At 62.2% G+C, this 24,965-nt stretch carries 28 protein-coding genes; 17 read left to right on the plus strand and 11 right to left on the minus strand.

Annotated features, from left to right (window positions below; all coding sequences use genetic code 11):
* Window positions 1-40: 40 nt before the first annotated feature.
* Both AC3WLM_RS01835 and AC3WLM_RS01840 read right to left on the minus strand, forming a co-directional pair.
* Window positions 41-1,237, minus strand: a complete 1,197-nt coding sequence (locus AC3WLM_RS01835; protein ID WP_004207098.1) for an IS256 family transposase — start codon at window positions 1,235-1,237, stop codon at window positions 41-43.
* Window positions 1,238-1,273: 36 nt separating this feature from the next.
* Window positions 1,274-1,570, minus strand: coding sequence for a hypothetical protein (locus tag AC3WLM_RS01840; protein ID WP_492476432.1), 297 nt, complete (start codon window positions 1,568-1,570; stop codon window positions 1,274-1,276).
* Between the two features lie 692 nt (window positions 1,571-2,262).
* Between AC3WLM_RS01840 and AC3WLM_RS01845 the strand changes: the two genes are divergently transcribed.
* A complete protein-coding gene (locus tag AC3WLM_RS01845) occupies window positions 2,263-2,721 on the plus strand; it encodes a MarR family transcriptional regulator (protein ID WP_492476433.1) in 459 nt (152 codons plus the stop codon).
* 68 nt (window positions 2,722-2,789) lie between these two features.
* Here the strand turns inward: AC3WLM_RS01845 and eno are convergent, their stop codons facing one another.
* Window positions 2,790-4,076, minus strand: coding sequence for a phosphopyruvate hydratase (gene eno, locus AC3WLM_RS01850; protein WP_193828124.1), 1,287 nt, complete (start codon window positions 4,074-4,076; stop codon window positions 2,790-2,792).
* Window positions 4,077-4,298: 222 nt separating this feature from the next.
* On the opposite strand from eno, the gene AC3WLM_RS01855 reads away from it, so the two are divergent.
* The 5 genes from AC3WLM_RS01855 to AC3WLM_RS01875 all read left to right on the plus strand — a co-directional run bounded on the left by AC3WLM_RS01855 (window position 4,299) and on the right by AC3WLM_RS01875 (window position 6,394).
* Window positions 4,299-4,877 carry a hypothetical protein gene (locus AC3WLM_RS01855; RefSeq protein ID WP_062342201.1) on the plus strand — a complete coding sequence of 193 codons (579 nt, stop codon included), beginning with the start codon at window positions 4,299-4,301 and terminating at the stop codon, window positions 4,875-4,877.
* 28 nt (window positions 4,878-4,905) lie between these two features.
* Window positions 4,906-5,286: a phage holin family protein gene (locus AC3WLM_RS01860; RefSeq protein ID WP_052241879.1), complete on the plus strand. Its 381-nt coding sequence runs from the start codon at window positions 4,906-4,908 to the stop codon at window positions 5,284-5,286.
* Window positions 5,283-5,567 (plus strand): hypothetical protein, encoded by a 285-nt coding sequence (locus AC3WLM_RS01865; protein ID WP_039331235.1) that lies wholly within the window; start codon window positions 5,283-5,285, stop codon window positions 5,565-5,567. The genes AC3WLM_RS01860 and AC3WLM_RS01865 overlap by 4 nt, the downstream gene beginning before the upstream one ends.
* A 1-nt stretch (window position 5,568) precedes the next feature.
* The gene (locus AC3WLM_RS01870) at window positions 5,569-6,081 is read left to right on the plus strand and encodes a hypothetical protein (protein ID WP_492476434.1); all 513 of its coding nucleotides are present in this window, start codon (window positions 5,569-5,571) and stop codon (window positions 6,079-6,081) included.
* 91 nt (window positions 6,082-6,172) lie between these two features.
* Window positions 6,173-6,394 (plus strand): DUF4170 domain-containing protein, encoded by a 222-nt coding sequence (locus tag AC3WLM_RS01875; protein WP_062342193.1) that lies wholly within the window; start codon window positions 6,173-6,175, stop codon window positions 6,392-6,394.
* A 63-nt stretch (window positions 6,395-6,457) separates the two neighbouring features.
* Here the strand turns inward: AC3WLM_RS01875 and greA are convergent, their stop codons facing one another.
* The 4 genes from greA to carA form a co-directional block, all read right to left on the minus strand.
* A complete protein-coding gene (greA, locus tag AC3WLM_RS01880) occupies window positions 6,458-6,934 on the minus strand; it encodes a transcription elongation factor GreA (RefSeq protein WP_039331241.1) in 477 nt (158 codons plus the stop codon).
* A 129-nt stretch (window positions 6,935-7,063) separates the two neighbouring features.
* A complete protein-coding gene (gene carB / locus AC3WLM_RS01885; protein ID WP_492476435.1) occupies window positions 7,064-10,387 on the minus strand; it encodes a carbamoyl-phosphate synthase large subunit in 3,324 nt (1,107 codons plus the stop codon).
* Window positions 10,387-10,611, minus strand: coding sequence for a methionyl-tRNA formyltransferase (locus AC3WLM_RS01890; protein WP_193828488.1), 225 nt, complete (start codon window positions 10,609-10,611; stop codon window positions 10,387-10,389). Before AC3WLM_RS01890 ends, carB begins: the two co-directional genes overlap by 1 nt.
* Window positions 10,612-10,626: 15 nt before the next feature.
* Window positions 10,627-11,799, minus strand: a complete 1,173-nt coding sequence (gene carA / locus AC3WLM_RS01895; protein ID WP_492476436.1) for a glutamine-hydrolyzing carbamoyl-phosphate synthase small subunit — start codon at window positions 11,797-11,799, stop codon at window positions 10,627-10,629.
* Window positions 11,800-11,959: 160 nt separating this feature from the next.
* Here carA and AC3WLM_RS01900 point away from each other — a divergent pair, with 160 nt between their 5' ends.
* The 4 genes from AC3WLM_RS01900 (at window position 11,960) to AC3WLM_RS01915 (ending at window position 17,177) form a co-directional block, all read left to right on the plus strand.
* Window positions 11,960-12,415 (plus strand): GatB/YqeY domain-containing protein, encoded by a 456-nt coding sequence (locus tag AC3WLM_RS01900; protein ID WP_193828120.1) that lies wholly within the window; start codon window positions 11,960-11,962, stop codon window positions 12,413-12,415.
* A gap of 7 nt (window positions 12,416-12,422) precedes the next feature.
* A complete protein-coding gene (dnaG, locus tag AC3WLM_RS01905) occupies window positions 12,423-14,282 on the plus strand; it encodes a DNA primase (RefSeq protein ID WP_427465044.1) in 1,860 nt (619 codons plus the stop codon).
* A gap of 64 nt (window positions 14,283-14,346) precedes the next feature.
* Window positions 14,347-16,350 carry an RNA polymerase sigma factor RpoD gene (rpoD, locus tag AC3WLM_RS01910; RefSeq protein WP_193828118.1) on the plus strand — a complete coding sequence of 668 codons (2,004 nt, stop codon included), beginning with the start codon at window positions 14,347-14,349 and terminating at the stop codon, window positions 16,348-16,350.
* A 122-nt stretch (window positions 16,351-16,472) separates the two neighbouring features.
* Window positions 16,473-17,177 carry an FkbM family methyltransferase gene (locus tag AC3WLM_RS01915; protein WP_492476437.1) on the plus strand — a complete coding sequence of 235 codons (705 nt, stop codon included), beginning with the start codon at window positions 16,473-16,475 and terminating at the stop codon, window positions 17,175-17,177.
* A 24-nt stretch (window positions 17,178-17,201) separates the two neighbouring features.
* Here AC3WLM_RS01915 and AC3WLM_RS01920 read toward each other — a convergent pair whose 3' ends face one another.
* Window positions 17,202-17,657 (minus strand): DUF3237 domain-containing protein, encoded by a 456-nt coding sequence (locus AC3WLM_RS01920; protein ID WP_492476438.1) that lies wholly within the window; start codon window positions 17,655-17,657, stop codon window positions 17,202-17,204.
* Window positions 17,654-18,946 (minus strand): flavin-dependent oxidoreductase, encoded by a 1,293-nt coding sequence (locus AC3WLM_RS01925; protein ID WP_492476439.1) that lies wholly within the window; start codon window positions 18,944-18,946, stop codon window positions 17,654-17,656. The genes AC3WLM_RS01920 and AC3WLM_RS01925 overlap by 4 nt, the downstream gene beginning before the upstream one ends.
* 200 nt (window positions 18,947-19,146) lie before the next feature.
* On the opposite strand from AC3WLM_RS01925, the gene rpiB reads away from it, so the two are divergent.
* From rpiB to AC3WLM_RS01950, 5 genes are read left to right on the plus strand one after another with little or no spacing between them, the layout of a single operon-like run.
* A complete protein-coding gene (gene rpiB, locus AC3WLM_RS01930; protein ID WP_039331261.1) occupies window positions 19,147-19,584 on the plus strand; it encodes a ribose 5-phosphate isomerase B in 438 nt (145 codons plus the stop codon).
* 14 nt (window positions 19,585-19,598) lie between these two features.
* Window positions 19,599-20,909, plus strand: a complete 1,311-nt coding sequence (gene glyA / locus AC3WLM_RS01935) for a serine hydroxymethyltransferase (protein ID WP_039331262.1) — start codon at window positions 19,599-19,601, stop codon at window positions 20,907-20,909.
* Between the two features lie 4 nt (window positions 20,910-20,913).
* Window positions 20,914-21,120: a hypothetical protein gene (locus tag AC3WLM_RS01940; RefSeq protein ID WP_062342172.1), complete on the plus strand. Its 207-nt coding sequence runs from the start codon at window positions 20,914-20,916 to the stop codon at window positions 21,118-21,120.
* Window positions 21,121-21,123: 3 nt separating this feature from the next.
* On the plus strand, window positions 21,124-21,588 hold the full coding sequence (nrdR, locus tag AC3WLM_RS01945) for a transcriptional regulator NrdR (protein WP_039331266.1): 465 nt from the start codon (window positions 21,124-21,126) through the stop codon (window positions 21,586-21,588).
* Window positions 21,589-21,590: 2 nt separating this feature from the next.
* The gene (locus AC3WLM_RS01950) at window positions 21,591-22,343 is read left to right on the plus strand and encodes an RNA methyltransferase (RefSeq protein ID WP_492476440.1); all 753 of its coding nucleotides are present in this window, start codon (window positions 21,591-21,593) and stop codon (window positions 22,341-22,343) included.
* A gap of 3 nt (window positions 22,344-22,346) precedes the next feature.
* Here AC3WLM_RS01950 and AC3WLM_RS01955 read toward each other — a convergent pair whose 3' ends face one another.
* Complete coding sequence (locus AC3WLM_RS01955; protein ID WP_492476441.1) at window positions 22,347-22,649, minus strand: chorismate mutase; 303 nt, start codon at window positions 22,647-22,649, stop codon at window positions 22,347-22,349.
* Window positions 22,650-22,852: 203 nt separating this feature from the next.
* Here AC3WLM_RS01955 and rpsD point away from each other — a divergent pair, with 203 nt between their 5' ends.
* The gene (gene rpsD, locus AC3WLM_RS01960) at window positions 22,853-23,464 is read left to right on the plus strand and encodes a 30S ribosomal protein S4 (protein ID WP_039331270.1); all 612 of its coding nucleotides are present in this window, start codon (window positions 22,853-22,855) and stop codon (window positions 23,462-23,464) included.
* A 94-nt stretch (window positions 23,465-23,558) separates the two neighbouring features.
* Window positions 23,559-23,810 carry a hypothetical protein gene (locus AC3WLM_RS01965; protein ID WP_492476442.1) on the plus strand — a complete coding sequence of 84 codons (252 nt, stop codon included), beginning with the start codon at window positions 23,559-23,561 and terminating at the stop codon, window positions 23,808-23,810.
* On the opposite strand, the gene tgt is transcribed toward AC3WLM_RS01965, so the two are convergent.
* Entirely contained in the window at window positions 23,807-24,931 is a 1,125-nt protein-coding gene (tgt, locus tag AC3WLM_RS01970; protein ID WP_039331273.1) for a tRNA guanosine(34) transglycosylase Tgt, read from the minus strand. The two genes, AC3WLM_RS01965 and tgt, sit on opposite strands and share 4 nt — an antisense overlap.
* Window positions 24,932-24,965 lie beyond the last annotated feature (34 nt).

A 24,965-nucleotide genomic window follows, 5' to 3' on the forward strand; every position in this document is an offset into this window, starting at 1 on the left:
GGTGTAGGAACCGTCGATCCGCAGTAGGATCAGGTTCGGGTCAGGCAGCCAGAGCTGGCAGGCTGACAATGGGGTTATGGCTCACCGAGCCGAGGGTTTCCAGCGTCATGTAACGGCGTGACACCGCCCACTCATCATTCTGTTCCAGCATGAGTGCTCCGACGAGGCGGACGACGGCGGCGTCATTCGGAAAGATGCCGATGACATCGGCCCTTCGCTTGATCTCCTTGTTCACCCTTTCCAGCGGGTTGGTCGACGCGATCTGCGCCCAGTGCTCCTTCGGGAAGGTCATGTAGGCAAGCACGTCCTCGCGCGATCCGGCCATCATGTCGGCCAGCTTCGGGAACTTCTCGCGCAGGGCATCGGCGACCTGTTCCCATTGCTGGTGAGCCGCTTCAGCCGTTTCCTGCGCAAAGATCGTCTTGATCATGGCGATGACTGCCGGTCGCTGCTTAGGCGCGGCATGTGCCAGCGCATTGCGCATCCAGTGGACCCGGCAGCGTTGCTGGCTCGCGGCGAACACCTTGCTGGCGGCGGCGCGCAACCCCTTGTGGTCGTCCGCGATGACCAGCTTTACCCCGCGAAGTCCCCGGTCGGCGAGCGAGCGCAGGAAGGCTTTCCAGAAGGGTTCCGCTTCTGAAGGGCCGGTGGCAACGCCCAGAACCTCGCGCCGACCATCGGTGTTGACGCCGACGGCGATTATCGCCGCCGTCGAGACGATCCGCCCGCCCTCGCGGACCTTGAGGTAGGTGGCGTCGATCCACAGGTAGGGCCACTCGCCCTCGATCGGCCGCTGCAGGAAGGCGTTCACCCGTTCGTCGATCTCGGCCACCAGACGGCTCACCTGGCTCTTCGAGACGCCGCTGGCGCCCATCGCCTTGACCAGATCGTCGACCGAGCGAGTCGAGACACCGTGGACGTAGGCTTCCTGGATCACCGCCGCCAACGCCTTCTCAGCCGTGCGGCGTGGCTCAAGGAAGCTCGGGAAGTAACTGCCCTTCCTGAGCTTGGGGATCGCCAGCTCGATCCGGCCGGCCCGAGTGTCCCAGCCCCGTTCGCGATAGCCGTTGCGGTGGTTGAGCCGCGCCGGGCTGCGACTGCCCGCAGCCGCACCCGTTCTGGCCTCAATCTCCAGATCCATCATGCGCTCGGCGGCAAATGCCAGCATATCGCGCACCAAATCGCTGTCTGCCCCTTGCTCAATCAGCTCAACAAGGGCCATTCTGTCGTCGGTCATCGTCTTCTTCTCCAGGTTCGAGTTCGCATCCGAACCCTACCAGAAGATCGACGGTGGCCACCCTCTCAGAGAAACCTTCCTACACCACCCCGTGGGACACGACCGACTGGTAGCATCGCTTGAGGGGAACTTTGCAGCGACAGTTGCTGGAGCCTGAGGTGCATTGTTGGTGTATCGCAAAGTGAACCGTGCGGTATCGCCCACCTGCCCCGTACCGATTGCCTGCCATTCGATATCAGCAATCCGCGCGTCACCCAGCACACCGGCCTTGGCAAGTTGCACTTCAAGCCATGCAACGTCGACCTCGTCGGCGCGCGTCGGAAAATCAGCCATTTCGTTCTCCCGAATGCAGGCTGACAGAGACTGCCATACTTTGGAAGGGCGATTCAAATGACCGATTAAATCAGTGCGAGGGAACGCTCCGTCGTCCGCAGTTTTGGCAGAACGACACATGGAGAAAGGACAGCGATGTGGATGGCCCACTCGAATGGTTTGCAGCCCTGGGTACAATTGTCGCGGCGAGTCTCGTAGCGGCAGACCTGGGACGTCGTTGGACGGGGTGGGGATTCGTCCTGTTCATGGCGGTGGCAATCACGTGGATCGTGTCGGGGTTGAGGAGCAATTCAGGTTCGCTCGTAATACAGAACGGCGCATTGCTGCTCATAAATGCCTGGGGAGTTTGGCGCTACCTGATCTCACCAAAACGTAGACTGTCGTCCGGTGAGCATTGAACCTGCTCCATTCTGGTTCAACTACGGATGAATACAACACGTCATCATTGCATCATATACTTGAAATTTGCGGATTTCTTTTGGCCATACCCCAAGGACTACGAGCCAGCCCTAAGTGGAACGCCGAATGGCTGCGCCACGCACTCCTGCCAATTTCGCAAAGCTAACAAGGCTGATGGCGGACTGGTCCCGTGAAGCGCTTTGCGGGCGCACAGTAGGGGTGATGGGATGGGCAGGGAACAGGTGAGGTCACGGGCCAGGCGACTCATTTCTGTCGCCAATGAATTGCTCGCAATGGCCCATGAAATGGAATTGAACGAAGGTGAACTGCAGATCGACCGGGAAGCCATCACCATCCCGAAGGATAGCCACGTCTGGGCCGAAGTCGCCAGAACCGCCTATCGCGACAGGCGCCGGCGGTCGGACATTTTCGCAGACGCGACCCTATTTGGAGAGCCAGCCTGGGACATCCTGCTGGACCTTTTTATCGCCGCGAAAGAACGCAAGCGACTGCCGGTTACCAGCGCATGCATCGGGGCGGCAGTGCCAGCCACCACCGCATTGCGCTGGTTGGCGGTGCTTGAAGACAAGGGCCTGATCGTCCGTGAAGCCGATGCGACCGACGCCCGCCGCGTGTTCGTCCGGCTGTCGAGCGATGGCTACGAAAAAATGGTGGCCTACTTTTCGAATATCGCCGGTGATCTGCAGAGCGAAGAGGACATCGTGAAGCGCTCACTGAGAATAGCACATTAAACTGCGTGAGAGGGACCGCCTTCAAATTGAGGCTGCCCCTCCGAACGCAAGTTCAGTTATTACGAAGATCAGGCACCAAGCCGACCGAAGGCAGCCTTGCCGGCGTAACGCGCCGATACACCCAGCTCTTCTTCAATGCGGATGAGCTGGTTGTACTTGGCGAGACGATCGGAGCGGGCGAGAGAGCCGGTCTTGATCTGGCCGCAATTGGTGGCAACCGCCAGGTCAGCGATGGTCGCATCTTCGGTTTCGCCCGAACGGTGCGACATGACTGCGGTGTAGCCATTGCGCTGCGCGATCGACACGGCCTCGAGCGTCTCGGTGAGCGACCCGATCTGATTCACCTTGACCAGCAGCGAGTTTGCCAAGCCCTTTCCGATGCCCATCTCGAGACGTTTGGGATTGGTCACGAAGAGATCGTCTCCCACAAGCTGCACGCGCTTGCCAACCTTCGCAGTCAGCGCTGCCCAGCCTTCGAAATCGTCTTCGCTCATACCGTCTTCGATCGAGATGATCGGATAGGCGTCGCAGAGCGCGGCGAGATAGTCAGCCATGGCATCGGGCGAGAGCGAAAGGCCTTCTCCGCTGATTTCGTACTTGCCGTTCTTGAAGAATTCCGTTGCCGCGCAATCGAGCGCGAGCATCATGTCTTCACCGGGCTTGAAGCCCGCCTTCTCGATGGACGCCATCACGAAGTCGAGTGCGTCGCGCGTGCTGGCAAGGTTCGGAGCGAACCCGCCCTCGTCTCCGACCGCCGTTGCGAGGCCCTTTTCGTGAAGACCCTTCTTGAGGGTGTGGAACACTTCCGCCCCCCAACGCACGGCTTCGGCCAGCGACGGCGCGCCGACGGGCATGATCATGAATTCCTGGAAATCGATAGGGTTGTCGGCGTGCTCACCGCCGTTGATGATGTTCATCATCGGTACCGGGAGAACATGAGCAGCCACGCCCCCGACATAGCTGTAAAGCGGCAGTCCGCGGGCGTCCGCGGCTGCCTTGGCAACTGCGAGGCTGGTGCCAAGGATCGCGTTCGCGCCCAGGCGGCCCTTGTTTTCAGTCCCATCGAGCTCGATCATGGCGAGATCGATGTCCCGCTGATCTTCAGCGTCCATGCCGAGGATGCATTCCGCGATGTCGGAGTTGACCGCAGTGACGGCCTTGGTCACACCCTTGCCCAGATAGCGGGCCTTGTCGCCATCGCGCAGTTCGACTGCTTCGTGGGCGCCTGTTGATGCACCTGAGGGAACAGCAGCGCGGCCAAAGCTTCCGTCTTCGAGAAGGACGTCGACTTCAACGGTGGGATTGCCACGGCTGTCGAGAATTTCACGCGCATGGATGTCGATGATCGCGGTCATTATCTGCTCCCTGCAGTTCGGCGAGAATTGAGCGCCAAGGTTGCCGCGGCTCCTATCGGCTGGAACCGTGGCAAGCAAGCCGCGTTTGCAGTGCAACATGCCTATCCGGGCCGGTCTTGTGCGCCAAGGCTCTTGCATTCCGCTGCAAGGGTCTAGCAAGATGGACAAGACCGCCCATATCGAGGGTCTAGCACCCGTGCGAACTGCCGAAGGGAAACAAACATGGCCGACACCACAATGACCCCCGCTGACACCCCCAAGAAGCGCGCTTCGAAGGCGGCAGAGAATGTGGTCGCCACTGTAGCTGACACCAACGAAAGCGCCGCAGATACTGCAAAGGGCCGTTTTACCAAGGCTATCGAGGAGGCAAAGGCTGGCGCCGAAGCTCTCAAGGGTGAGGCGATGGAAAAGGGTGCTGCCTACAAGGCCAAGGTCAGCGGCACGACCGCAGACTGGGTCGACGAAGCCAAGGTTTACGCGGGGCAGGCAAAGGAAAAGGGCGCGGCCCTTGCCGTAGAAGGCAAGGCCCGGGCCAGCGACGCACTCGGCGCGTTGGGCAAGACCATCTCCGACACTGCAACCACGATCGACGAAAAGCTGGGTGTGCAGTACGGCGACTATGCTCGCAGCGCAGCGCGTTCGATCCAGGAGACCGCGGCAAAGCTCGAAGCCAAGGACCTTGGCGAGCTTGGCGAAGACGTGAAGGAATTCGTGCGCAAGAGCCCGGGCGTGGCAATCGGTGTTGCCGCGGTGGCCGGCTTTGCCATCGCGCGATTGCTGTCGGGCGGATCGGACGACTGACCGCGCTGAACGCGGCGGCATTGGTCCGATGAGCGAGCACAATTCAACCTGGACGCCTGATCCCTCCCCGTCTGAGGCAGGGATCGGTGCGGCCATCAAAGCCCTGATCGATGACGGGCAAACCCTCCTTGAAGCCGAAATCGCGTACAGGAAGGCTCAGGCGTCATATGGCCTGGGCGAAGCAAAGGCGATCATCGTCTTTCTGCTGCTTGGGTTGGCATTCGGCTTCTTCACCCTGCTGGCAATCGTCGTCGGGCTGTTGCTTGCTCTTGCCCACTACGTGGGCGTTTGGGGAGCTCTTGCCATTGTCGGCGGTGCACTCGCTCTCTTGGCTGTCATATGCCTGGCGCGAGCGACCAAGCGCATCCGCGCTGCCAAGGCGGCGCTCAGCGCAGGAGGGAAGCCATGACCGCCCCACCAGAGTTGGCTGCCGCAAGGGCACTTCGGGATGAAGCGCTGGCCGTGGTCAAGGGCGATCTGGAAATAGCCAAGCTGGAGCTTTCTCCGGGGCGCGTCAAGGAACGTGCGGTGGGGGAAGCCGTTGAAATGCTCGATAGCGCTCGTGCAGTTGCCGACGAGAACAAGGTGGTGATCGGCGTAACCGTCGCTGCACTGTTTGGCTGGTTCCTCCGGGAACCGATCCAGGAATTGGCCGAGCGCGTGATCGACAAAGTCCGATCCGGAGATTGAGATGAGCGAAGAACTGCAAGTAAACGGCGCAGAGACCCTGCGCGAAAAGGTTGACGCGGCCAAGTCGCGCCTGGCGGAACGCACTGCCAGCTCGAAGTCGGTCCAGACCGTCAAGGGGCTGATCGAGGAGCACCCGGTGGCGTCGGTCGCCGCCGGTATACTTCTGGGCGCGCTCGTTGCGAAGGCCTTGCCCTCTGTCGGCCGGCACAGCACCAAGGCCAGGGGCACCGCTGAAGACGCGGCCAGTTCGTTGCGCAAGAGCGCGTCGGGTCTGGCGGCAGTCGCCGGAAAGCTCGCAATCGACTATGCAACCCGTGCGCGGGACGTTGGTCGTGACGGCCTTCACAAGGTTGAGGAGCTCAGTGGCACGGTTGGCGAAAAAATTGCCGACGGCAGCGAAGAGGCCCGTCGCAAGGCTTTCGATCTTTCCGAGATCGTTCGCTCAGCCGCCATAGAGGCGAGCGAAGCGGCGCTGCGCAAGGTGAACGAACTCACTGCGCGCGTTAAGCCTTAAAAAGGGCTCAGGCGAGCCGTTCGCATGACTTGCGCGCGGCTCGTCTTTTTGTCAGTGGCGCACACGAATCCTCCCCAAAGGAAAGTCGCCAATGCAAAAGCTGCACCTCGTTATGGGCGGGCGGGTCAAAGACCCCCAAGGCCTCGAATTTCAAGACCTCAAGGCAATCGACGTTGTCGGCGTGTTCCCCGACTATGCCAGCGCTGAAGAAGCCTGGCGCGGTGCCGCACAGAGGACCGTGGACGACGCCGAGATGCGCTACGTGATCGTGCACCTCCATCGCCTGCTTGAACCGGCCCTGCCGAAGGATTGAGCAAGCTTACAAAAAAGGCCCCGGATCGCTCCGGGGCCTTTTTTCGTTAGTGATGCCGATCGCTCAAATGAACTCGATCTTCTGGACAAGGTAGAACTTGTCGCCCGAGGGGACAGTCACCTCGATTTCCTCATCGACCTTGCGGCCGATCAGTGCCTTGCCGAGCGGCGAGTTGTAGCTGATCATGCCCTTCTTTGCATCGGCCTCGTATGGACCGACGATCTGGTACTTCACCGGCTTTTCGTCATCGTCGAGCAGGGTCACGGTGGCACCGAAGATGATCTTGTCACCCGACAGAGTCGCCGGATCGATGATCTGCGCGCGGCTGACGCGATCCTCGAGATCGGCGATAGTCGCTTCGACCTGGCCCTGACGTTCCTTGGCCGCATGATATTCCGCGTTTTCCGAAAGGTCGCCATGGGCGCGCGCTTCCTCGATCGCGTCGACGATCTTGGGCCGCTCCTCGCGCAGCGCTTTCAGCTCGGCAGTCAGCTTTTCATAGCCTTCCGCAAGCATCGGCAGCTTTTCCACACTCGCCATTCGCAACTCTCTTTCCTGTCACGCCCCGGCTACCGCTACGGCAACCGAGGGAAAACCTGCCCCCGCCGACCGGCGCCGAATGCGCCGAGCCGGACCAGTCTCATGACAATGCCGGGGGACTAATAAGGTTCAAGCATAATAGTCCTGCAACGAACGCACTTCAAGTTCGGCAGAGCGAAGTGCCTCGATTGCCTCGACCGCAGCGACGGAAGCAGCAGCCGTCGTGAAGTAGGGAACGCGCGAGTTCAACGCCGAAGCACGGATCGATTGCGAGTCCTTGTGGCTCTGCCAGCCCTCGGTCGTGTTGAAGATCAGCGCGATGTCGCCATCGATGATCCGGTCGACGATGTGTGGACGACCTTCGGCCACCTTGTTCACTCGTTCGATGATCAGGCCCGCATCGGTCAGATAGCGAGCCGTACCACCGGTGGCCACGATCTTGAAGCCCAGGCTGATCGCCTTGCGCACGGCGGGCAGGATCACCGCCTTGTCGCTATCCTTGACCGAAACGAAGATCGTTCCACCCTGCGGCAGCTTGGTGCCCGCACCAAGCTGCGACTTGGCGAAAGCGACCGCGAAGGTCTTGTCGACGCCCATGACTTCGCCGGTTGACTTCATTTCCGGCGAGAGCACGGGGTCGATGCCGGGGAAACGGGCGAATGGGAACACGGCTTCCTTGACTGCCATGTAGTCGATCTCGCGCTTGATCGCGGGGAGATCGGCCAGTTTCTCGCCCGCCATGACGCGCGCCGCGATCTTGGCAATGGGCGTACCCACGGCCTTGGCGACGAACGGCACCGTGCGGCTGGCACGCGGGTTCACCTCGATCAGATAGACCTCGCCGTCCTTGATCGCGAACTGGATGTTCATCAGACCGCGCACGTTGAGGCCGCGTGCCAGCAAAACCGCCTGGCGCTCCATCTCTGCGATGATTTCGGCTGACAGGCTGTAGGGCGGCAGGGTGCAGGCGCTGTCGCCCGAGTGAATGCCCGCTTCCTCGATGTGCTGCATTACACCGGCGACGGTTACATCCGTGCCATCGGCCAGAGCATCGACGTCGCACTCAATCGCGTCGCGCAGGTACTGGTCGATCAGCACCGGGCTGTCGCCCGAGACCTGCACGGCAGTGGCGATGTAGTCATCCAGCTGCGCCTGGCTGTCGACAATCTCCATCGCGCGGCCGCCGAGCACGTAGCTCGGACGGATCAGCACGGGATAGCCAATGCGGCTCGCCACCGCGACGGCCTCATCACGACTGCGGGCAATGCCGTTGGCGGGCTGCTTGAGGCCGAGCTTGGCGACCAATGCTGCGAAGCGCTCTCGGTCTTCGGCAAGGTCGATTGAGTCCGGCGATGTGCCGAGGATCGGGATGCCCGCATCCTGGAGCGCCTGCGCGAGCTTCAGCGGGGTCTGCCCGCCAAACTGAACGATCACGCCGACCAGTTCGCCCTTCGACTGTTCGACCGCGAGGATTTCCAGCACGTCTTCGGCGGTCAACGGCTCGAAGTAGAGGCGATCCGAGGTGTCGTAGTCGGTCGACACGGTCTCCGGGTTGCAGTTGACCATGATGGTCTCGAACCCGGCGTCACCCAGCGCGAAGCAGGCGTGGCAGCAGCAGTAGTCGAACTCGATGCCCTGACCGATGCGGTTCGGACCACCGCCGAGGATGACGATCTTCTTGGCGTCAGTCGGAGCAGCCTCGTTCTCCGGCTCGCCGAACAGCGCGCCTTCGTAGGTCGAATACATGTAGGGCGTGACCGCCTCAAACTCGGCGGCGCAGCTGTCGATGCGCTTGAACACCGGGCGCACGCCGAGCTTGTGGCGCAACGACCGCACTTCGGCTTCGCTGGTGGCACCGGCCATGGCGCGCAGCGCGTCATGCAGCAGGCCCGAGCGCTTGGCCTGGGTCTCTGCCATGCCACCGGCAACGCCAATCCCGCGCACGGCCAGTGTGGCGAGGCGCTTGTCGGAGAAGCCCATTGCCTTCAGACGGCGCAGGCCAGCCGCATCGTTGGGCAGGCCATCGCGCTGGATGACGTTCTCTGCTTCCACGATCTCGTGGATATGGCGCAGGAACCACGGCTCATACTTGGTGACGGCGTGGACTTCATCCACCGACAGGCCCTCGCGGAAAGCCTGCGCGATCACCAGCAGGCGATCGGGCGTGGCGCGGGCGAGCGCGGCGGTGATCTCATCGCGGCTGGCGCCTTCGAGGCCGACGACGCGGTTGAAGCCATCAAGGCCGGTTTCCAGCCCGCGCAGGGCCTTCTGCATCGATTCCTTGATATTGCGGCCAATCGCCATGACTTCGCCGACCGACTTCATTGCGGTGCCGAGCAGCGGCTCCGCGCCCTTGAACTTCTCGAAGGCGAAGCGCGGGATCTTGGTGACGACGTAGTCGATGGTCGGCTCGAACGCCGCCGGGGTAGCCCCGGTGATGTCGTTCATGATCTCGTCGAGCGTGTAGCCCACGGCAAGCTTGGCCGCGACCTTGGCGATGGGGAAGCCGGTGGCCTTCGAGGCGAGCGCCGAGGAGCGCGACACGCGCGGGTTCATCTCGATGACGATGAGGCGGCCGTCTTTCGGATTGACTGCGAACTGTACGTTCGAACCGCCTGTTTCCACACCGATTTCCCGGAGCACCGCGATCGATGCGTTGCGCATGATCTGGTATTCCTTGTCGGTCAGCGTCAGCGCCGGGGCGACGGTGATGGAGTCTCCGGTGTGGACCCCCATCGGATCGACGTTCTCGATCGAGCAGATGATGATGCAGTTGTCCTTTTTATCGCGGACAACCTCCATCTCGTATTCCTTCCAGCCGAGGAGCGATTCCTCGATCAGGACTTCGGTAGTGGGCGATGCTTCAAGCCCGCCCTTCACGATCTTGACGAACTCTTCCTTGTTGTAGGCAATGCCGCCGCCGGTGCCGCCCATGGTGAAGCTGGGGCGGATGATCGAAGGCAGGCCGGTGCGCTCGAGGATTTCGAGCGCCTCGTCGATCGTGTGGGCCACGCCCGAGCGTGCGGATTCGAGGCCGATCTTGTCCATCGCCTCGCGGAAGCGCTGGCGGTCTTCGGCCTTGTCGATGGCATCGGCATTGGCGCCGATCATCTGGACGCCGTACTTTTCCAGCGTGCCATCGTTGAACAGCGCCAGCGCGGTGTTGAGCGCGGTCTGCCCGCCCATCGTCGGCAGCAGCGCATCGGGGCGCTCTTTCTCGATGATCTTGGCGACGACTTCGGGCGTGATCGGCTCGACGTAGGTCGCGTGCGCCATGTCCGGATCGGTCATGATCGTCGCGGGGTTCGAGTTGACCAGGATGATGCGATAGCCCTCTTCCTTGAGCGCCTTCACCGCCTGCGTGCCCGAATAATCGAACTCGCAAGCCTGGCCGATGATGATCGGCCCGGCGCCGATGATCAGGATGGAGGAGATGTCAGTGCGTTTGGGCATTAGAAGTGCTTTTCCGCGAGTTGCTGGAGCTGTTCATACGCCGATTGGGATAGGCGCAGGCTCTGGGACACTTTCCCAGGCATTGCTCGGTTCTTTGATCCATAAGTGTCGATCTGAACGAATCTTTCTCCGTCCACTTCGACAAGCGAAATAGTTGCTTCAACTTCGGAATGGGCGCTCGACCGATCCAGCTCTTTCTCAGTGAATTCGCGAACGACAGCCATTGCTACCTCCGTTGATTAAAGCATCCCCACGAACTTCTCGAACAGGTAGAAACTGTCCTGCGGTCCCGGCGATGCTTCAGGGTGGTATTGCACGCCGAACGCGCGCTTGCCCTTTACCGCGATGCCGCAGTTCGAGCCGTCGAACAGCGAAACGTGGGTTTCGATCACGTTCTCGCCCAGCGCGCCCGGCGCGTTGTCGACCGCGAAGCCGTGGTTCATCGAGGTGATCTCGACCACGCCGTCTTCCATGCGCTTGACCGGGTGGTTCGCACCGCGGTGGCCCTGGTGCATCTTGGTGGTGCGGGCGCCGGCGGCCAGCGCCAGCATCTGGTGGCCGAGGCAGATGCCGAAGACTGGCATGTCCATCTCGAGCAGCTTCTGGATCACCGGCACGGCATAGGCCCCCGTCGCCGCCGGATCGCCCGGGCCGTTCGACAGGAACACGCCATCGGGCTTCAATTCGAGGATCGTTTCCAGCGAAGTCTCGGCCGGAACCACCGTAACCGCCGCGCCTGCCTTCACGAGATTGCGGAAGATGTTGTCCTTGGCGCCGAAGTCCATGGCGACGACGTGGGGGCGCTTGTCATGCGGTGAGCGGCCATAGCCCTTGCCGAGATGCCAGACCGAGCCTTCCCAGGCCTCCTGCCCGTCGCGCGTGACGACGCGGGCAAGGTCCATGCCTTCGAGGCCGGGCCAGTTGCGCGCACGCTTGACCAGCGCGGGGATGTCGAACTCGCCCTTGGGATCGTGCGCGATCACCGCGTTGGGTGCGCCGCTCATGCGAATGCGGCGGGTCAGGGCGCGGGTGTCGAGGCCGGAAATGCCGATCTTACCCTGCTTTTCCATCCACTGCTGGAAGGTGCCGGCGCTGCGGAAGTTGGCAGGCGCAGTCACATCCTCGCGCACCACGCAGCCGACGGCGCCGGGCGTGTCATGGCTTTCCATGTCTTCGGGGTTGGTGCCGACGTTGCCGACATGCGGGAAGGTGAACGTCACGATCTGCGCCGCGTAAGACGGATCGGTCATTACTTCCTGATAGCCGGTCATCGCGGTGTTGAAGCACACCTCGCCGACCGCTGCGCCGGCAGCGCCGAAACCACGTCCCCATGCAACAGACCCATCGGCAAGTACGAGGACTCCCGTCGCGCCATCTGGTTGAGGCGCGTGCGAAAGTGCGGGGTCGGCCATGATATGGGGCGCTCCGTTGGCAGGTGTTCTGGCGATGTTGCTAAGGGGCGGCTGCTAGACCCGACTCGACGCAGCGTCAACCTAGCGATTCCCGAAAGTTTGGCCTACATGGAAGGTTTCTCGCCATGACGGCGGAGAACTCCACGGGAAATACGATTACATGATCCGCGATACCATCAAGGCCGCGCAGGTTTCGGCCATGAAAGCGGGCGACAAGCCCCGCCTCGCCGCTGTCCGCCTGATCCTCGCCAAGCTCAAGGACAAGGACATCGAACTGCGCACCGCCTCGGCTGTGCCGGAGGATGACGTGCTCGTCACCGACGTTTTGCAGAAGATGGCGAAGCAGCGCCGCGAATCGATCTCGCTTTATGAACAGGGCGGCCGCCAAGAACTCGCAGACGTCGAGAAGGCCGAGCTTGCGGTGATCGAGGAATTCCTGCCCCAGCAGATGAGCGAGGACGACACCAAGGCTGCCATCGCTGCGATCATCGCCGAAACCGGCGCTGCGGGCATGAAGGATATGGGCAAGGTGGTTGCTGCATTGAAGGCCAAGCACGGCACGCAGCTCGACATGGGCAAGGCGAGCGGGCTGGTGAAGGCGGCGCTTTCGGCCTGACCGCGCAATGAGCCTCTCTCCGCAATGGCTGGACGAACTCCGCTCCCGCATCTCGCTTTCGGGCGTGATCGGGCGGAGCGTTCGCGTCACCAAGGCGGGGCGCGAATTCAAGGCCTGCTGCCCGTTCCATAACGAGAAAACGCCCAGCTTCACCATCAACGACGAGAAGGGCTTCTACCACTGCTTCGGCTGCGGCGCGCATGGCGACGTCATCCGCTGGATGACCGACCATCAGGGCCTGCCCTTCATGGACGCGGTGAAGGAACTGGCGCTGCAGGCTGGAATGGAAGTTCCTGCCCCCGATCCGCGCGCAGCAAGGAAGGCCGAGCAGCAGAAGTCGTTGCATGACGTTATGCAGGCGGCGCAGGACTTTTTCGTGCGCTGCCTTGGCGATGAGCGTGGTGCGGAGGCGCGACGCTATCTCGCCTCTCGCGGGTTCCCGGCGCAGATCGTGCGGGATTTCGGCTTCGGCTTCGCTCCGGATAGCCGCACTGCGCTGAAAGAGGCGCTGTCGGCCTTCCCCGATGAGATGCTCATCGAGGCTGGCTTGCGAATCGTGGTCGAAGGAAAGGAACCCTACGACCGTTTCCGTGGCCGCCTGATGCTGCCGATCCTTGACCCGCGCGGTCGCGTGATTGCCTTCGGCGGACGCATCCTCACTGCGGAAAAGACCGACGCGCCGAAGTACCTGAACTCTCCCGATACGCCGCTGTTCGACAAGGGCCGCACGGTCTACAACCTGCATCGCGCCGGGCCTGCTTCGCGCCAGAGCGGACGCGTAGTGGTCGTCGAAGGATATATGGACGTGGTGGCGCTCGCGGCCGCAGGCATCGGCGAAGCGGTCGCCCCGCTTGGCACGGCACTGACGGAGCATCAGATCGAACGCCTCTGGCGACTGGTCGAAACGCCAACGCTTTGCTTCGATGGCGACAGCGCAGGCCAGCGCGCAGCGATGCGGGCGATCACGCGCGCCCTGCCCCTGCTCCGCCCCGGACATTCGCTGCGCATCGTCACGCTGCCAGCAGGCATGGACCCGGACGACGTCGTGAAAAAGCAGGGCGCGGCGGCGATGGAGGAATTGCTGGACGGTGCCCGAAGCCTCGTCGACGTTCTCTGGGAAGCGGAACGCGATGCTGTCCCGCTGGCGACGCCAGAAGACAAGGCAGGATTGAAGGCCAGGCTGCTTGCCCATTGCGAGACCATACAGCACCCCGACATCAAATCGCTCTACAGGCGCGAACTGACCGAGCGATTTGGCGAACTGGCGTTCGCCCGAAAGGAACGGGCGCCTTTTCAGCCACGACCATCGGGTTCCCGCGCGAAAGGCCAGCCCTGGAAACCGGCACCGCCACCACTTGCCGAGCAGGACAAGGCGAAAATGCTGCGCATCGGCACGGGGCCGAGCAACAGCCTGCTGGCAGCCGTGCTCGACGGTCTGATCTGCCATCCGCAGCACATTGCGCGCCATGCTGACGCCCTCGCCCGCCTTCAGCCCGAGAATCCAGACACTTGCGCACTGATCGATGCACTGCTTGTCACGTCGGACGGGGCACAACCGCTTGAAAGCGCGACCTTGCGCACCATATTGCTGGAACGTGGGCTCAGGCTCCCGTCGGCGCAGGACTATGCCGGGATGCGATTCGGTTTTTTGGCGAGCGGTGGTGATTCGGCAGGAGACGAACTTGCCGAGGCAATTGCCATTCTGGTTGAATGGCCAGCGGTTGAAGAGGCGCTTGTCGAGGCAAACAAGCGCGTTGAAACCGAGCTTTCGGAAGAAAACTTCGCCGAACAGCAAAGATTGATAGCGCGGAGTATGGCTTTGCGTGCCCGTTTGGGGCAAATGGGCCGTGCTCGTGCTGCGTTATAATTATAGCAATGGCGCAAACCGGGTCGCCTTCGGCCCGGTTCTCAGATGGTGGTACCTGGGTTAAATGGCTTCGAACGACAAGACCGATAGCGGCGACGCTCCGCTGATCGACCTCAACGATGCATCGATCAAGAAGTTGATCGCGCGCGCCAAGCGCCGCGGGATCATCACGTATGACGAGCTGAACGAGGCCCTTCCCCAGGACCAGATGTCTTCCGAGCAGATCGAAGACATCATGGCCGCGATCTCCGAGATGGGCGTCAACATCGTCGAGAGCGACGAGGACGCGGTTGATCCCGAGGAAAAGGCTCAGGACGACGAACTCGACGAAGCCGAGACCGTCGAGGACCGCCCGGACGTCATCAAGCGCAAGGAAACGGTCGAGCGGACCGACGACCCGGTGCGCATGTATCTGCGTGAAATGGGCGCCGTTGAACTGCTCAGCCGCGAGGGCGAAATCGCCATCGCCAAGCGCATTGAGGCCGGTCGCGACACCATGATCATGGGCCTGTGCGAGAGCCCGATCACATTCCACGCCATCATCCAGTGGTCCGACGCGCTGAACGCCGGCGAGATGCAGCTGCGCGAGATTCTCGATCTCGACGCCATGCTTTCGAAGGAACCGCAGCCCGAAAACCTGTCGGAAGACGGTGAAGAGGCCGAGCCCGAGATCAGCGAAGCCACCGCCGGCCCCACCTTCAAGGAAGAAGAGGACGTCGAGGAGGAAGAATCCTCCGATGACGAGGACGACGAACTGCGCGAGCGCCGCGCCCGTCCGGCCGAGGAAGAAGAAGAGGACAACACCCTCAGCCTCGCCCAGATGGAAGCGCAGTTGAAGCCGGCCGCGCTTGAGCGCTTTGCCGAAATCACCTCGCTGTTCCGGGCCTTCGAGAAAATCCAGGCAGAGCGTCTCGACGCGCTTGGCATGGGCAACGATTTCCCCGCCGCCAAGGAAGCGCAGTACCAGAAGCTGCGCGAGGACCTGACGGCGCAGGTCGAATCCGTGCAGTTCCACGCTTCGAAGATCGAATACCTCGTCGACAATCTCTACGCCTTCAATCGTCGCCTGACGACGCTGGGCGGCCAGATGCTGCGCCTTGCCGAGCGCCACAAGGTGTCGCGCAAGGACTTCCTCGACATGTATGTCGGGCATGAGCTTGACGACGGTTGGCTGCAAGCCTTGGCCGGCCGCGACAAGAAGTGGGCAGCGTTTGCTGCGAACGAGGCAGCTCCGGTTGAGCGTATTCGGGCCGAGATCGCCGACATCGCAGCTGCAACCGGCATGTCGCTGGGCGAATTTCGCCGCATCGTGAACATGGTCCAGAAAGGCGAGCGTGAAGCACGCATCGCAAAGAAGGAAATGGTCGAGGCCAACCTGCGCCTCGTGATCTCCATCGCCAAGAAGTACACGAACCGCGGCCTGCAGTTCCTTGACCTCATTCAGGAAGGCAACATCGGCCTGATGAAGGCGGTCGACAAGTTCGAATACCGCCGCGGCTACAAGTTCTCGACCTATGCCACCTGGTGGATCAGGCAGGCCATCACCCGCTCGATCGCAGATCAGGCCCGAACGATCCGTATCCCGGTCCACATGATCGAGACGATCAACAAGCTGGTTCGCACCAGCCGCCAGTTCCTGCACGAGCAGGGCCGCGAACCGACGCCTGAAGAAATGGCCGAGCGTCTGTCGATGCCGCTCGAAAAAGTTCGCAAGGTGATGAAGATCGCCAAGGAGCCGATCTCCCTCGAAACGCCCATCGGCGACGAGGAAGATTCCCACCTCGGCGATTTCATCGAGGACAAGAACGCGATCATTCCGGTCGATGCGGCGATCCAGGCCAACCTGAAGGAAACGGTCACCCGCGTGCTTGCCAGCCTCACCCCGCGTGAAGAGCGCGTGCTGCGCATGCGCTTCGGTATCGGCATGAACACCGACCACACGCTGGAAGAAGTCGGCCAGCAGTTCTCGGTCACCCGCGAACGTATTCGCCAGATCGAGGCCAAGGCGCTGCGCAAGCTCAAGCATCCGTCGCGGTCGCGCAAGATGCGCTCGTTCCTCGACCAGTAAGCAATCCGCTGATGGAAGGCACTGCCCCCGGACCAGTTCTGGAATGGGGGTATCGTCCCGAAAGTTGGCCATTGCGCGAACTGCGGAGGCAGTTGCGAGATCTGCAGACGCATTTTCCCGCGGTGCGTCGCGCAAAGTTTTCGGCCTACAACCTTGCCACGCGCCATCTTGGCCTGTTTGTCGACCCCGAGATACGACTGCTGCGAAAGCTCGCCCCGCTGGACCTCGCGATCGACATAGGCGGCAATTGGGGGCAAAGCGTTGTGGCCTTGCAGCGCTATGCACGGCCGCGAAAGATCATCACCATCGAACCGATCCCCTCGCTGGCGGAAGAACTTCGCCAGCGATTCTCAGGGGACAGCGACGTGGATGTGCGTGAGATTGCACTCGGCGCTGCAACTGGCGAACAGCACATCCACGTGCCGCGCTATCGCAACTTCGTCTATGACGGCATTGCCTCTCTTGACCGCGAAGCTGCGGTCCAGTGGCTTGATGAGCGGCGCGTGGCGCGTTTCACGCCAGATCGGCTTGTAATCGACAGCTATAAGGTAAGGATCGAGAAGCTCGACGCGCTGGAACTCGCCCCGGACATCATCAAGATTGACGTGCAAGGCTTCGAATCGCAAGTCATCGGCGGTGGCATCAAAACGATCGCCTCGCATCAGCCGGTGATCTTGATCGAACGGCCCGACGCGTCTGCCGTTGCTGTCCTCGGCAAACTCGGTCTGTCGCCTTACGGCTGGAACGGAAAACGCCTCGTGCCGGGCGATCTCACCCGAAAGAATGCGATCTTTCTCTCCAGCCGACACCGCGCATTGCTGGACTGACTTCCGGACCGGCAGTCGAGCCTGCTAGTCAATCCTGTAGACCGCCAGGCGGACCGTATTCCCAACCTTCCCGCCCTTTGCGATGAACAGGGCGCGGTTGACCCAATCGTATCCGGCATGTCCGGTCTCGAGCCGGATCGCCGTGCGCATGTAGTACTCGGCCGGGTCGACCTCCTCGCCCCCAGCAATGCGCGCATGCACCTCTGCCGTTGCGTGGCGAATGCCTTGGCTGATAACTTCGATCACCGCGCCGTCGCTGGTCTCGATCGCATAGCGCGCATCCAGTTCGGCGATCCCTCCGCGTGAGACGGTCTGCCAGTCGGCCCCGATTGGCAGAATGCGGCCGCCGAGCAGCGGTCCATCGGCGCTACCTCCGACAATCGGGATGATCCGCCGGACACCTATTGGGCATTCGCCCATCTCGTGGGGCCTCGACAGTTCGACAACCAGATCGGTCACAGGGGTCAGCGCAATGGTCACGCGGGCACCCTGGCGACTTGCGCACCTTCAGGAATGGTCCTCGGCGCGCCGTTCAGGCGGTCCTTGGCAAAGCCCGCGGCCTGCTGGTAGGCCAGCATGAAGGCACTTCGCTCCGCAGCCGGGATGACATCGTCGATATTCTCGAACTGACCGCCGCAACGTTCGTCCACCATATTGAGCAGGCCGAACGGGCCCGCCCCGCGGTTGCGCATCGCGACCTGGCCGATCGGGCCACAGAATTCGGCGTCGAACTGGGCAAGCGCCTCGGGCGTGACGCCGCGCTCCACCATGATGCGTCCGATCTGGCGTGCGTCGACAATTGCCTGCGAGGCGCCGTTGGACCCCGTGGGATACATCGGATGTGCCGCGTCCCCAATCAGCCCGACCGGCCCATCGACCCAGGTCGGCAAGGGATCGCGATCTATCATCGGGTTCTCGTAAGCCATGTCCGACTTTGCCAGCAGAGCCGGCAGATCAAGCCAGTCATAGACGAACCCGTCGAACTCGTGCGCAAACTCCGCCATTTCGACAGGCCTGAACCATCCCGACTTGGTCCAGTCGTGACTGGTGTCGTACGTCTGCTCGGCGATCCAGTTGATATCGGACAAGCCGTCCGCATCCAGGTGCGAAATCGGGTAGATCACCACGCGATGCCGGCTCGTGCCAAGGCCGACGAACGATGATCCCGAACGGATCGGTACGCCCTTGGCAGTGCCGCGCCACATGATCGTGCCGCCCCAATGGATCGGAGGCTGATCGGGGTGCATCTGCGCGCGGATTGCCGAATGTATGCCGTCTGCCCCGAACAGCAGCGTTCCTGCCACCTCTTCGACTTTGCCCGAGCGGTCCTCGACCAGGGCGGTGACCGATCCATTCGCTTCCTTGCGATAGCCCGTAACCTTGCTGCCCAGTCTCACCGCTTGCGGCCCGATGCGCTCGATCACCTTGCGGTAGAGCAGCATGTGGAATTCGCCGCGGTGCACGGCATACTGGTGCCAGTTATACCCGGCCAGCTTGCCACGCGGTTCGGAGTAGATCTCGCGTCCATTCAGCCCGACCAAGGCCCACTCGCGCGCCGGAATGCCCACGGCATCCATCTCGGCCTCACCGATGCCGAGGTCTTCGAGTTCGCGAACGGCGTTGGGCTGGAGATTTATGCCGACACCCAGCGGCTTCAATTCACGAACGGATTCGAAGACCGTGCAGGAGACCCTGATCTGGTGGAGCGTCAGTGCGAGCGTGAGCCCGCCAATGCCGCCCCCGGCGATGAGCACGTGTTCCTGCGGCATTCCTGTTCGTCCCGTCCGATCCTGAATGCCGGGCCTTTACGCATCGCGCGATCCGGTCGCAACCGCCATGACGCTCCCACCTGTTAGGATGAGCCCCATCGGGCAGATTTCCTCCAGCGATTTGCGGTGGCTTGTTGCGCTGCAAGAGCCTATGGGCGCGCCAACGAATCCCCTAATACCGCTGTCGAGTAACGATCCCCATGCGTATCGCCATCGCTTCCGATCACGCCGCTGTCGACCTGAAGGCCGCACTGCGTGAGTATCTCATCGGCCTTGGCCATGAAGTTGCCGACCTCGGGCCAGAGACCGCCGATCGCGTCGACTATCCCGACTATGGCTACAAACTGGCCTCGGTGGTAGCCGAAGGCATTGCCGAGCGGGGCGTCGCCCTGTGCGGATCAGGTATCGGCATCTCGATCGCAGTAAACCGCGAACCGGCCTGCCGCTGCGCACTGGTTTCGGAACCGCTCTCCGCAGCACTCGCGCGCGAACACAACGATGCAAATGTCATTGCGATGGGCGCACGCCTGACTGGCGAGGACATGGCCAAGGCCTGTCTTGACGCATTTCTTTCCACCGAATTCGGCGGTGGCCGCCATGCCGGCCGCGTCGAAAAGCTTTCCAACCCCGCAATCTGAAGGAGCCCCCAGAGATGACCACCGCCACAGCAGCGCCGGAAATCCGCAAAGCCGGCTTCTTCACCGAGCATCTGGAAACGGCCGATGCCGAAGTGTTCGCCGCCATCAAGGGTGAGCTGCACCGCCAGCAGACCAAGATCGAGCTGATCGCTTCGGAAAACATCACCAGCCGTGCCGTGCTCGAAGCCACCGGATCGGTTTTCACCAACAAGTACGCCGAAGGCTACCCGGGCAAGCGCTACTACGGTGGGTGCGAATACGCCGATATCGTCGAGAACCTGGCGATCGAGCGCGCCAAGCAGCTGTTCGGATGCAACTTCGCCAACGTTCAGCCCAACTCGGGCAGCCAGATGAACCAGGCCGTGTTTCTCGCGCTGCTGCAGCCGGGTGACAGCTTCATGGGCCTCGACCTGAATTCGGGTGGCCATCTTACCCACGGCAGCCCCGTGAACATGAGCGGCAAGTGGTTCAACGTGATCCCTTACGGCGTGCGCCCTGACGATCACATGATCGACATGGACGAGGTCGCCCGTCTTGCCCGAGAGCACAAGCCCAAGCTGATCATCGCCGGTGGCACCGCCTATTCACGCACCTGGGACTGGGCCGCCTTCCGCGCCATTGCCGATGAAATCGGCGCGTGGCTGCTGGTCGACATGTCGCACATTTCGGGCCTCGTTGCAGGCGGCGCCCACCCCTCGCCGTTCCCGCATGCCCACGTCGTCACCACGACGACCCACAAGAGCCTGCGCGGCCCGCGTTCGGGCGTGATCCTCACCAATGACGAGGATCTGGCCAAGAAGTTCAACACCGCCGTATTCCCCGGCCTCCAGGGCGGTCCGCTGGTCCACGTCATCGCGGGCAAGGCGGTTGCCTTTGGTGAAGCGCTGCGCCCCGAATTCAAGGCCTATGCCCATCAGATCGTCGCCAATGCCAAGGCGCTTGCCGAAAGCATCAAGGACGCCGGCCTCGGCATCGTTTCCGGCGGCACTGACAACCATCTTATGCTGGTTGATCTGACTGCCAAGGACGTGACCGGCAAGGCCGCCGAGAAGGGTCTCGATCGCGCCTGGCTCACCTGCAACAAGAACGGCGTCCCGTTCGACAAGCGCTCCCCCTTCGTCACTTCGGGCATCCGCCTCGGCACGCCGGCTGGCACCACCCGCGGTTTCCGCGAGGAAGAGTTCCGCACCATCGGCAAGCTGATCGTGGAAGTGGTCGATGGCCTTGCGCGCAACGGCGATGAGGGCGATGGTCAGGTCGAACAGCGCGTGCGCGATCGCGTCGCGGAGCTTTGCGCGCAGTTCCCGATCTATCCGGAGCTGTAAGCTTATGAACGACCACGACGATCTCGCCGCTCGCGCCAAGCAGGAAATCTCCGGCATGGCCAAGCAGGGCATGGCCCACCCATCGACCAAGCCGGTCCTGACCGGCGCGGCCATCGGGGCGGTGGCCGGTGTGCTCCTTCCTGTCGTCTCGCTCCCGCTTGGCCTTGCCGTGGGTGCTGGCATTGCCTTCTGGCAGAGGATCAAGCGCTAAGCCGTGCGTTGCCCGTTCTGCGCCCATGACAACAGCCAGGTGAAGGACAGCCGGCCGAGCGAGGACAACACCTCGATCCGCCGGCGCCGTCAGTGCGAAGGCTGCGGGGCGCGGTTCACGACGTTCGAGCGGGTGCAGTTGCGTGAGGTCGTCGTAGTCAAGAGCGGGGAACGACGTGAACCGTTCGACCGGTTCAAGATCGAACAATCGGTTTCGCTCGCCTGCCGCAAACGCCCCGTCGCCCAAGAGCGCCTCGACCAGCTCGTGTCGGGCATACAGCGCCAGATCGAAACCATGGGCGATTCAGAAGTCCCATCCAAGGTCATCGGAGAGATGGTCATGGAAGGTCTGCGCCAGCTTGATAGCGTGGCCTACATCCGCTTTGCCAGCGTCTATCGCGATTTCACCGAAGCGCGTGACTTTGAAGAATTCGCTTCAAGCGTCCAGGAAATGAGCGGCCGCGCCTGAACATGAGCGATACTGAACAGCGCCAGCCGGTCATCGTCCTGGTCCGCCCCCAGCTTGGCGAGAACATCGGCAAGGCCGCACGTGCCATGCTCAATTTCGGCCTGACCGAGATGCGACTTGTATCTCCCCGTGATGGCTGGCCCAATCCATCCGCCGGTCCCGCCGCTGCTGGTGCCGACAGGGTTCTGGAGAAGGCACAGGTCTTCGATACCCTCGCCGATGCCGTCAGCGATTGCTCGCATGTCTACGCCACCACCGTGCGCAAGCGTGGCGTGACCAAGCCCGTGCTGACGCCGGAACAGGCAGCGAAGGACATTATCGCCGCGCAGGGCCGCAGCGCGATTATCTTCGGACCGGAACGGTCAGGCCTTGAGACCGACGACGTGGCGCTGGCCCGCGCCATCATCACCGTACCGATCAACCCGGAATTCGGTTCTCTCAACCTCGCGCAGGCCGTCATCCTTTGCGCGTACGAGTGGTCGAAGCACGTCGATCTGGTTCAGCCTACCGTAGAGGACATGCTTCCCCCTGCCCCGCAGGAAGAGTTCGAAGGCATGTTCGAACAGCTTTGCACGATGCTTGAACCGCGCGGCTACTTCGAGCCCGAGGCACGCGCGGCCGCCACGCGACGCACATTGCGCACCATGCTGACCAAACCAGGCTGGAACCATCTCGAAGTGCGCACCATGCGCGGGGTGCTGAGCGCCCTGCGCCGCAAGGAAGGCTCGAAGCCGGGGGACGAGCCGCGCAGTTGAACTTCAGTCGTTGATCACGCGATGGTTTCGCTGGGCTTGTACCGCATCTGCGGCGTCCATCAGCCGATCCCAGAAATCGGTTACAAGCCCGACGGGAATACCGAGCTCGAAAGCGCGACGACGAATCACCGCCATCTGGGCATTGCGCTCGTCGTCAGAAAGCCCTCGTTGAACCGTAGTGCTCGCAGCCAACCCAAATCGTTGAGACAAAAGCGAAAGTATTTGAAGGTCGATCGCCTCCAACCCGCCGGAAAGGGATTCCAACGGCTGCGACTGGTCAGAACGAGGCGGCCCTTCGTGCATCATTTTCGATAGCACCCCAATTTCGCTACCCTGTCTATGGCCGCTGCCCTTGACAAAGGGCTAATTGTCTGTTCTTGGCCGCGCTTCGCAATTGGCCCTGCACTCCCGGTGAAGCGGTGGCCGCACTTCGCAATTGGCAAAGTGGTGCGTGTCCGGGACTTGAAGCATCGGCGCGTTGCCGGTGCAGGCAGATTGAAAGGCAGCGCATGTCCAAGCGCAAGGCATCCAAGTACAAAATTGATCGCCGTCTCGGCGAAAACATCTGGGGTCGTCCCAAGTCGTCGGTGAACCGCCGCTCGTATGGCCCGGGCCAGCACGGCCAGCGCCGCAAGAGCAAGGTCTCGGACTTCGGCATCCAGCTCCGCGCCAAGCAGAAGCTCAAGGGCTACTACGGCGACGTGACCGAGAAGCAGTTCAAGCGCACGTACCAGGAAGCGTCGAAAATGAAGGGCGACACCGGTCAGAACCTGATCGGCCTGCTCGAACAGCGCCTTGACATGGTCGTGTACCGCGCCAAGTTCGCGCCGACCATCTTCTCGGCTCGCCAGGTCGTTTCTCACGGTCACATCTACGTCAACGGCGTGAAGTGCAACATCGCCTCGCGTCGCGTTCGCCCTGGCGACGTGATCAGCCTCGGCAAGAAGGCCAAGGAAATGGCCCTCATCGCTGAAGCGCAGTCGCTGCCCGAGCGTGAAGTTCCCGACTACGTCGCCGCCGAAGGCGACAAGGCCACCTTCACCCGCGTTCCGACGCTGGACGAAGTACCCTATCCGGTGAAGATGGAACCGAACCTGGTCGTCGAATTCTATTCGCGCTGATCGGTATTCCAACCACTGCGACACATGGAAGAGGCGGGGCGCAAGCTCCGCCTTTTTCGTATGTGCAAACAGGCTGTTACGTGTCGTTTCGCAGGTGAAATTTACAGCAATTCTGGGAACTCTCGAGGCACGCGACCATTGGAAAGGCATGTGTCTCTACCGCTTCGTCACCCCGCATCGCATCGGCAAATGGTATCCGGACTTGCTCACCGCGCAGCGCCAGGCTTTCGCCATCGGCGCCGGCTTTCTCGATGAGCGTACCGGCGAATTCTATGCCTACAAGGACACGAGGCTGGAGACGCAGGACCCGATGATGCAGGACGGCGCAGAGGGCATTGCCGCCTAACGCGCGAAGTAGTCCCGTCTGAAATCGGCTGCGAAGGCCGCAAAGCGCCCTTCTGCGATCGCCGCGCGCATGCCTGCCATGAGTTGCTGGTAAAACCACAGGTTATGCTCGGTCAGCAGCATGGCCCCAAGCATCTCGCCCGACTTGTGCAGGTGGTGCAGGTAGGCGCGGCTGTACTTGGTGCAAGTCGGGCACGGACAGCGTTCGTCGAGAGGGCCGGTATCTTCCGCATGCCGGGCGTTGCGCATGTTCACCGGGCCGTTCCAGGTAAAGCCCTGCCCATTGCGCCCGGACCGGGTCGGCAGGACGCAATCGAACATGTCGACCCCGCGCTCGACCGCGCCGACCAGGTCATCAGGCTTGCCGACCCCCATCAGATAGCGCGGACGATCCGCAGGCAATTGCTGCGGCGCGAAGTCGAGCGTAGCGAACATCGCCTCCTGCCCTTCCCCCACGGCAAGGCCACCAATGGCATAGCCGTCGAACCCGATGTCGGTCAGGGCGTCGGCACTGGCCTTGCGCAAGCCTTCGTCAAGCGCGCCCTGCTGAATTCCGAACAGCGCCGCGCGTTCGGCATGTTCGGCCCCGGCGTTGAAAGCGTCGCGACTGCGCCTTGCCCAGCGCATCGACATTTCCATCGATTTTGCGATCACATCGCGCGGCTGGTCGGCGCGCGGGCATTCGTCGAAGCACATGACGATGTCGGACCCCAGCAGACGCTGGATTTCCATCGAACGCTCCGGGCTCAACAAATGACGCGAACCGTCGAGGTGGCTGGCGAAGGTCACGCCTTCCTCGGTGATCTTGCGCAAGTCCGAAAGGCTCATCACCTGGTAGCCGCCACTGTCAGTCAGGATCGGGCGGTCCCAACCGCCAAACTTGTGCAGGCCACCCAGACGCGCGACACGCTCTGCTCCGGGGCGGAGCATAAGGTGATACGTGTTGCCGAGGATGATGTCCGCACCGCTGGCGCGCACGTCTTCCATCTTCATCGCCTTTACCGTTGCGGCGGTACCTACCGGCATGAACGCCGGGGTGCGGATATCACCGCGCATCATCCGGATCGTGCCGGTGCGCGCCTTTCCGTCGGTGGCGTGGATATCGAAGGCAAAACGGGTCATCGTGCGGAGATCTCGGCAAAAAGAGTGTTGCGGC

It is taken from the genome of Novosphingobium sp. FW305-C-30-35 (assembly GCF_058783135.1).

Coding starts and splice junctions, on each gene's coding strand:
- AC3WLM_RS01835 (WP_004207098.1), bottom strand. CDS start 1,237: ATGACCGACGACAGAATGGCCCTTGTTGAGCTGATTGAGCAAGGGGCA.
- AC3WLM_RS01840 (WP_492476432.1), bottom strand. CDS start 1,570: ATGGCTGATTTTCCGACGCGCGCCGACGAGGTCGACGTTGCATGGCTT.
- AC3WLM_RS01845 (WP_492476433.1), top strand. CDS start 2,263: ATGGCCCATGAAATGGAATTGAACGAAGGTGAACTGCAGATCGACCGG.
- eno (WP_193828124.1), bottom strand. CDS start 4,076: ATGACCGCGATCATCGACATCCATGCGCGTGAAATTCTCGACAGCCGT.
- AC3WLM_RS01855 (WP_062342201.1), top strand. CDS start 4,299: ATGGCCGACACCACAATGACCCCCGCTGACACCCCCAAGAAGCGCGCT.
- AC3WLM_RS01860 (WP_052241879.1), top strand. CDS start 4,906: ATGAGCGAGCACAATTCAACCTGGACGCCTGATCCCTCCCCGTCTGAG.
- AC3WLM_RS01865 (WP_039331235.1), top strand. CDS start 5,283: ATGACCGCCCCACCAGAGTTGGCTGCCGCAAGGGCACTTCGGGATGAA.
- AC3WLM_RS01870 (WP_492476434.1), top strand. CDS start 5,569: ATGAGCGAAGAACTGCAAGTAAACGGCGCAGAGACCCTGCGCGAAAAG.
- AC3WLM_RS01875 (WP_062342193.1), top strand. CDS start 6,173: ATGCAAAAGCTGCACCTCGTTATGGGCGGGCGGGTCAAAGACCCCCAA.
- greA (WP_039331241.1), bottom strand. CDS start 6,934: ATGGCGAGTGTGGAAAAGCTGCCGATGCTTGCGGAAGGCTATGAAAAG.
- carB (WP_492476435.1), bottom strand. CDS start 10,387: ATGCCCAAACGCACTGACATCTCCTCCATCCTGATCATCGGCGCCGGG.
- AC3WLM_RS01890 (WP_193828488.1), bottom strand. CDS start 10,611: ATGGCTGTCGTTCGCGAATTCACTGAGAAAGAGCTGGATCGGTCGAGC.
- carA (WP_492476436.1), bottom strand. CDS start 11,799: ATGGCCGACCCCGCACTTTCGCACGCGCCTCAACCAGATGGCGCGACG.
- AC3WLM_RS01900 (WP_193828120.1), top strand. CDS start 11,960: ATGATCCGCGATACCATCAAGGCCGCGCAGGTTTCGGCCATGAAAGCG.
- dnaG (WP_427465044.1), top strand. CDS start 12,423: ATGAGCCTCTCTCCGCAATGGCTGGACGAACTCCGCTCCCGCATCTCG.
- rpoD (WP_193828118.1), top strand. CDS start 14,347: ATGGCTTCGAACGACAAGACCGATAGCGGCGACGCTCCGCTGATCGAC.
- AC3WLM_RS01925 (WP_492476439.1), bottom strand. CDS start 18,946: ATGCCGCAGGAACACGTGCTCATCGCCGGGGGCGGCATTGGCGGGCTC.
- rpiB (WP_039331261.1), top strand. CDS start 19,147: ATGCGTATCGCCATCGCTTCCGATCACGCCGCTGTCGACCTGAAGGCC.
- glyA (WP_039331262.1), top strand. CDS start 19,599: ATGACCACCGCCACAGCAGCGCCGGAAATCCGCAAAGCCGGCTTCTTC.
- AC3WLM_RS01940 (WP_062342172.1), top strand. CDS start 20,914: ATGAACGACCACGACGATCTCGCCGCTCGCGCCAAGCAGGAAATCTCC.
- AC3WLM_RS01950 (WP_492476440.1), top strand. CDS start 21,591: ATGAGCGATACTGAACAGCGCCAGCCGGTCATCGTCCTGGTCCGCCCC.
- AC3WLM_RS01955 (WP_492476441.1), bottom strand. CDS start 22,649: ATGATGCACGAAGGGCCGCCTCGTTCTGACCAGTCGCAGCCGTTGGAA.
- rpsD (WP_039331270.1), top strand. CDS start 22,853: ATGTCCAAGCGCAAGGCATCCAAGTACAAAATTGATCGCCGTCTCGGC.
- tgt (WP_039331273.1), bottom strand. CDS start 24,931: ATGACCCGTTTTGCCTTCGATATCCACGCCACCGACGGAAAGGCGCGC.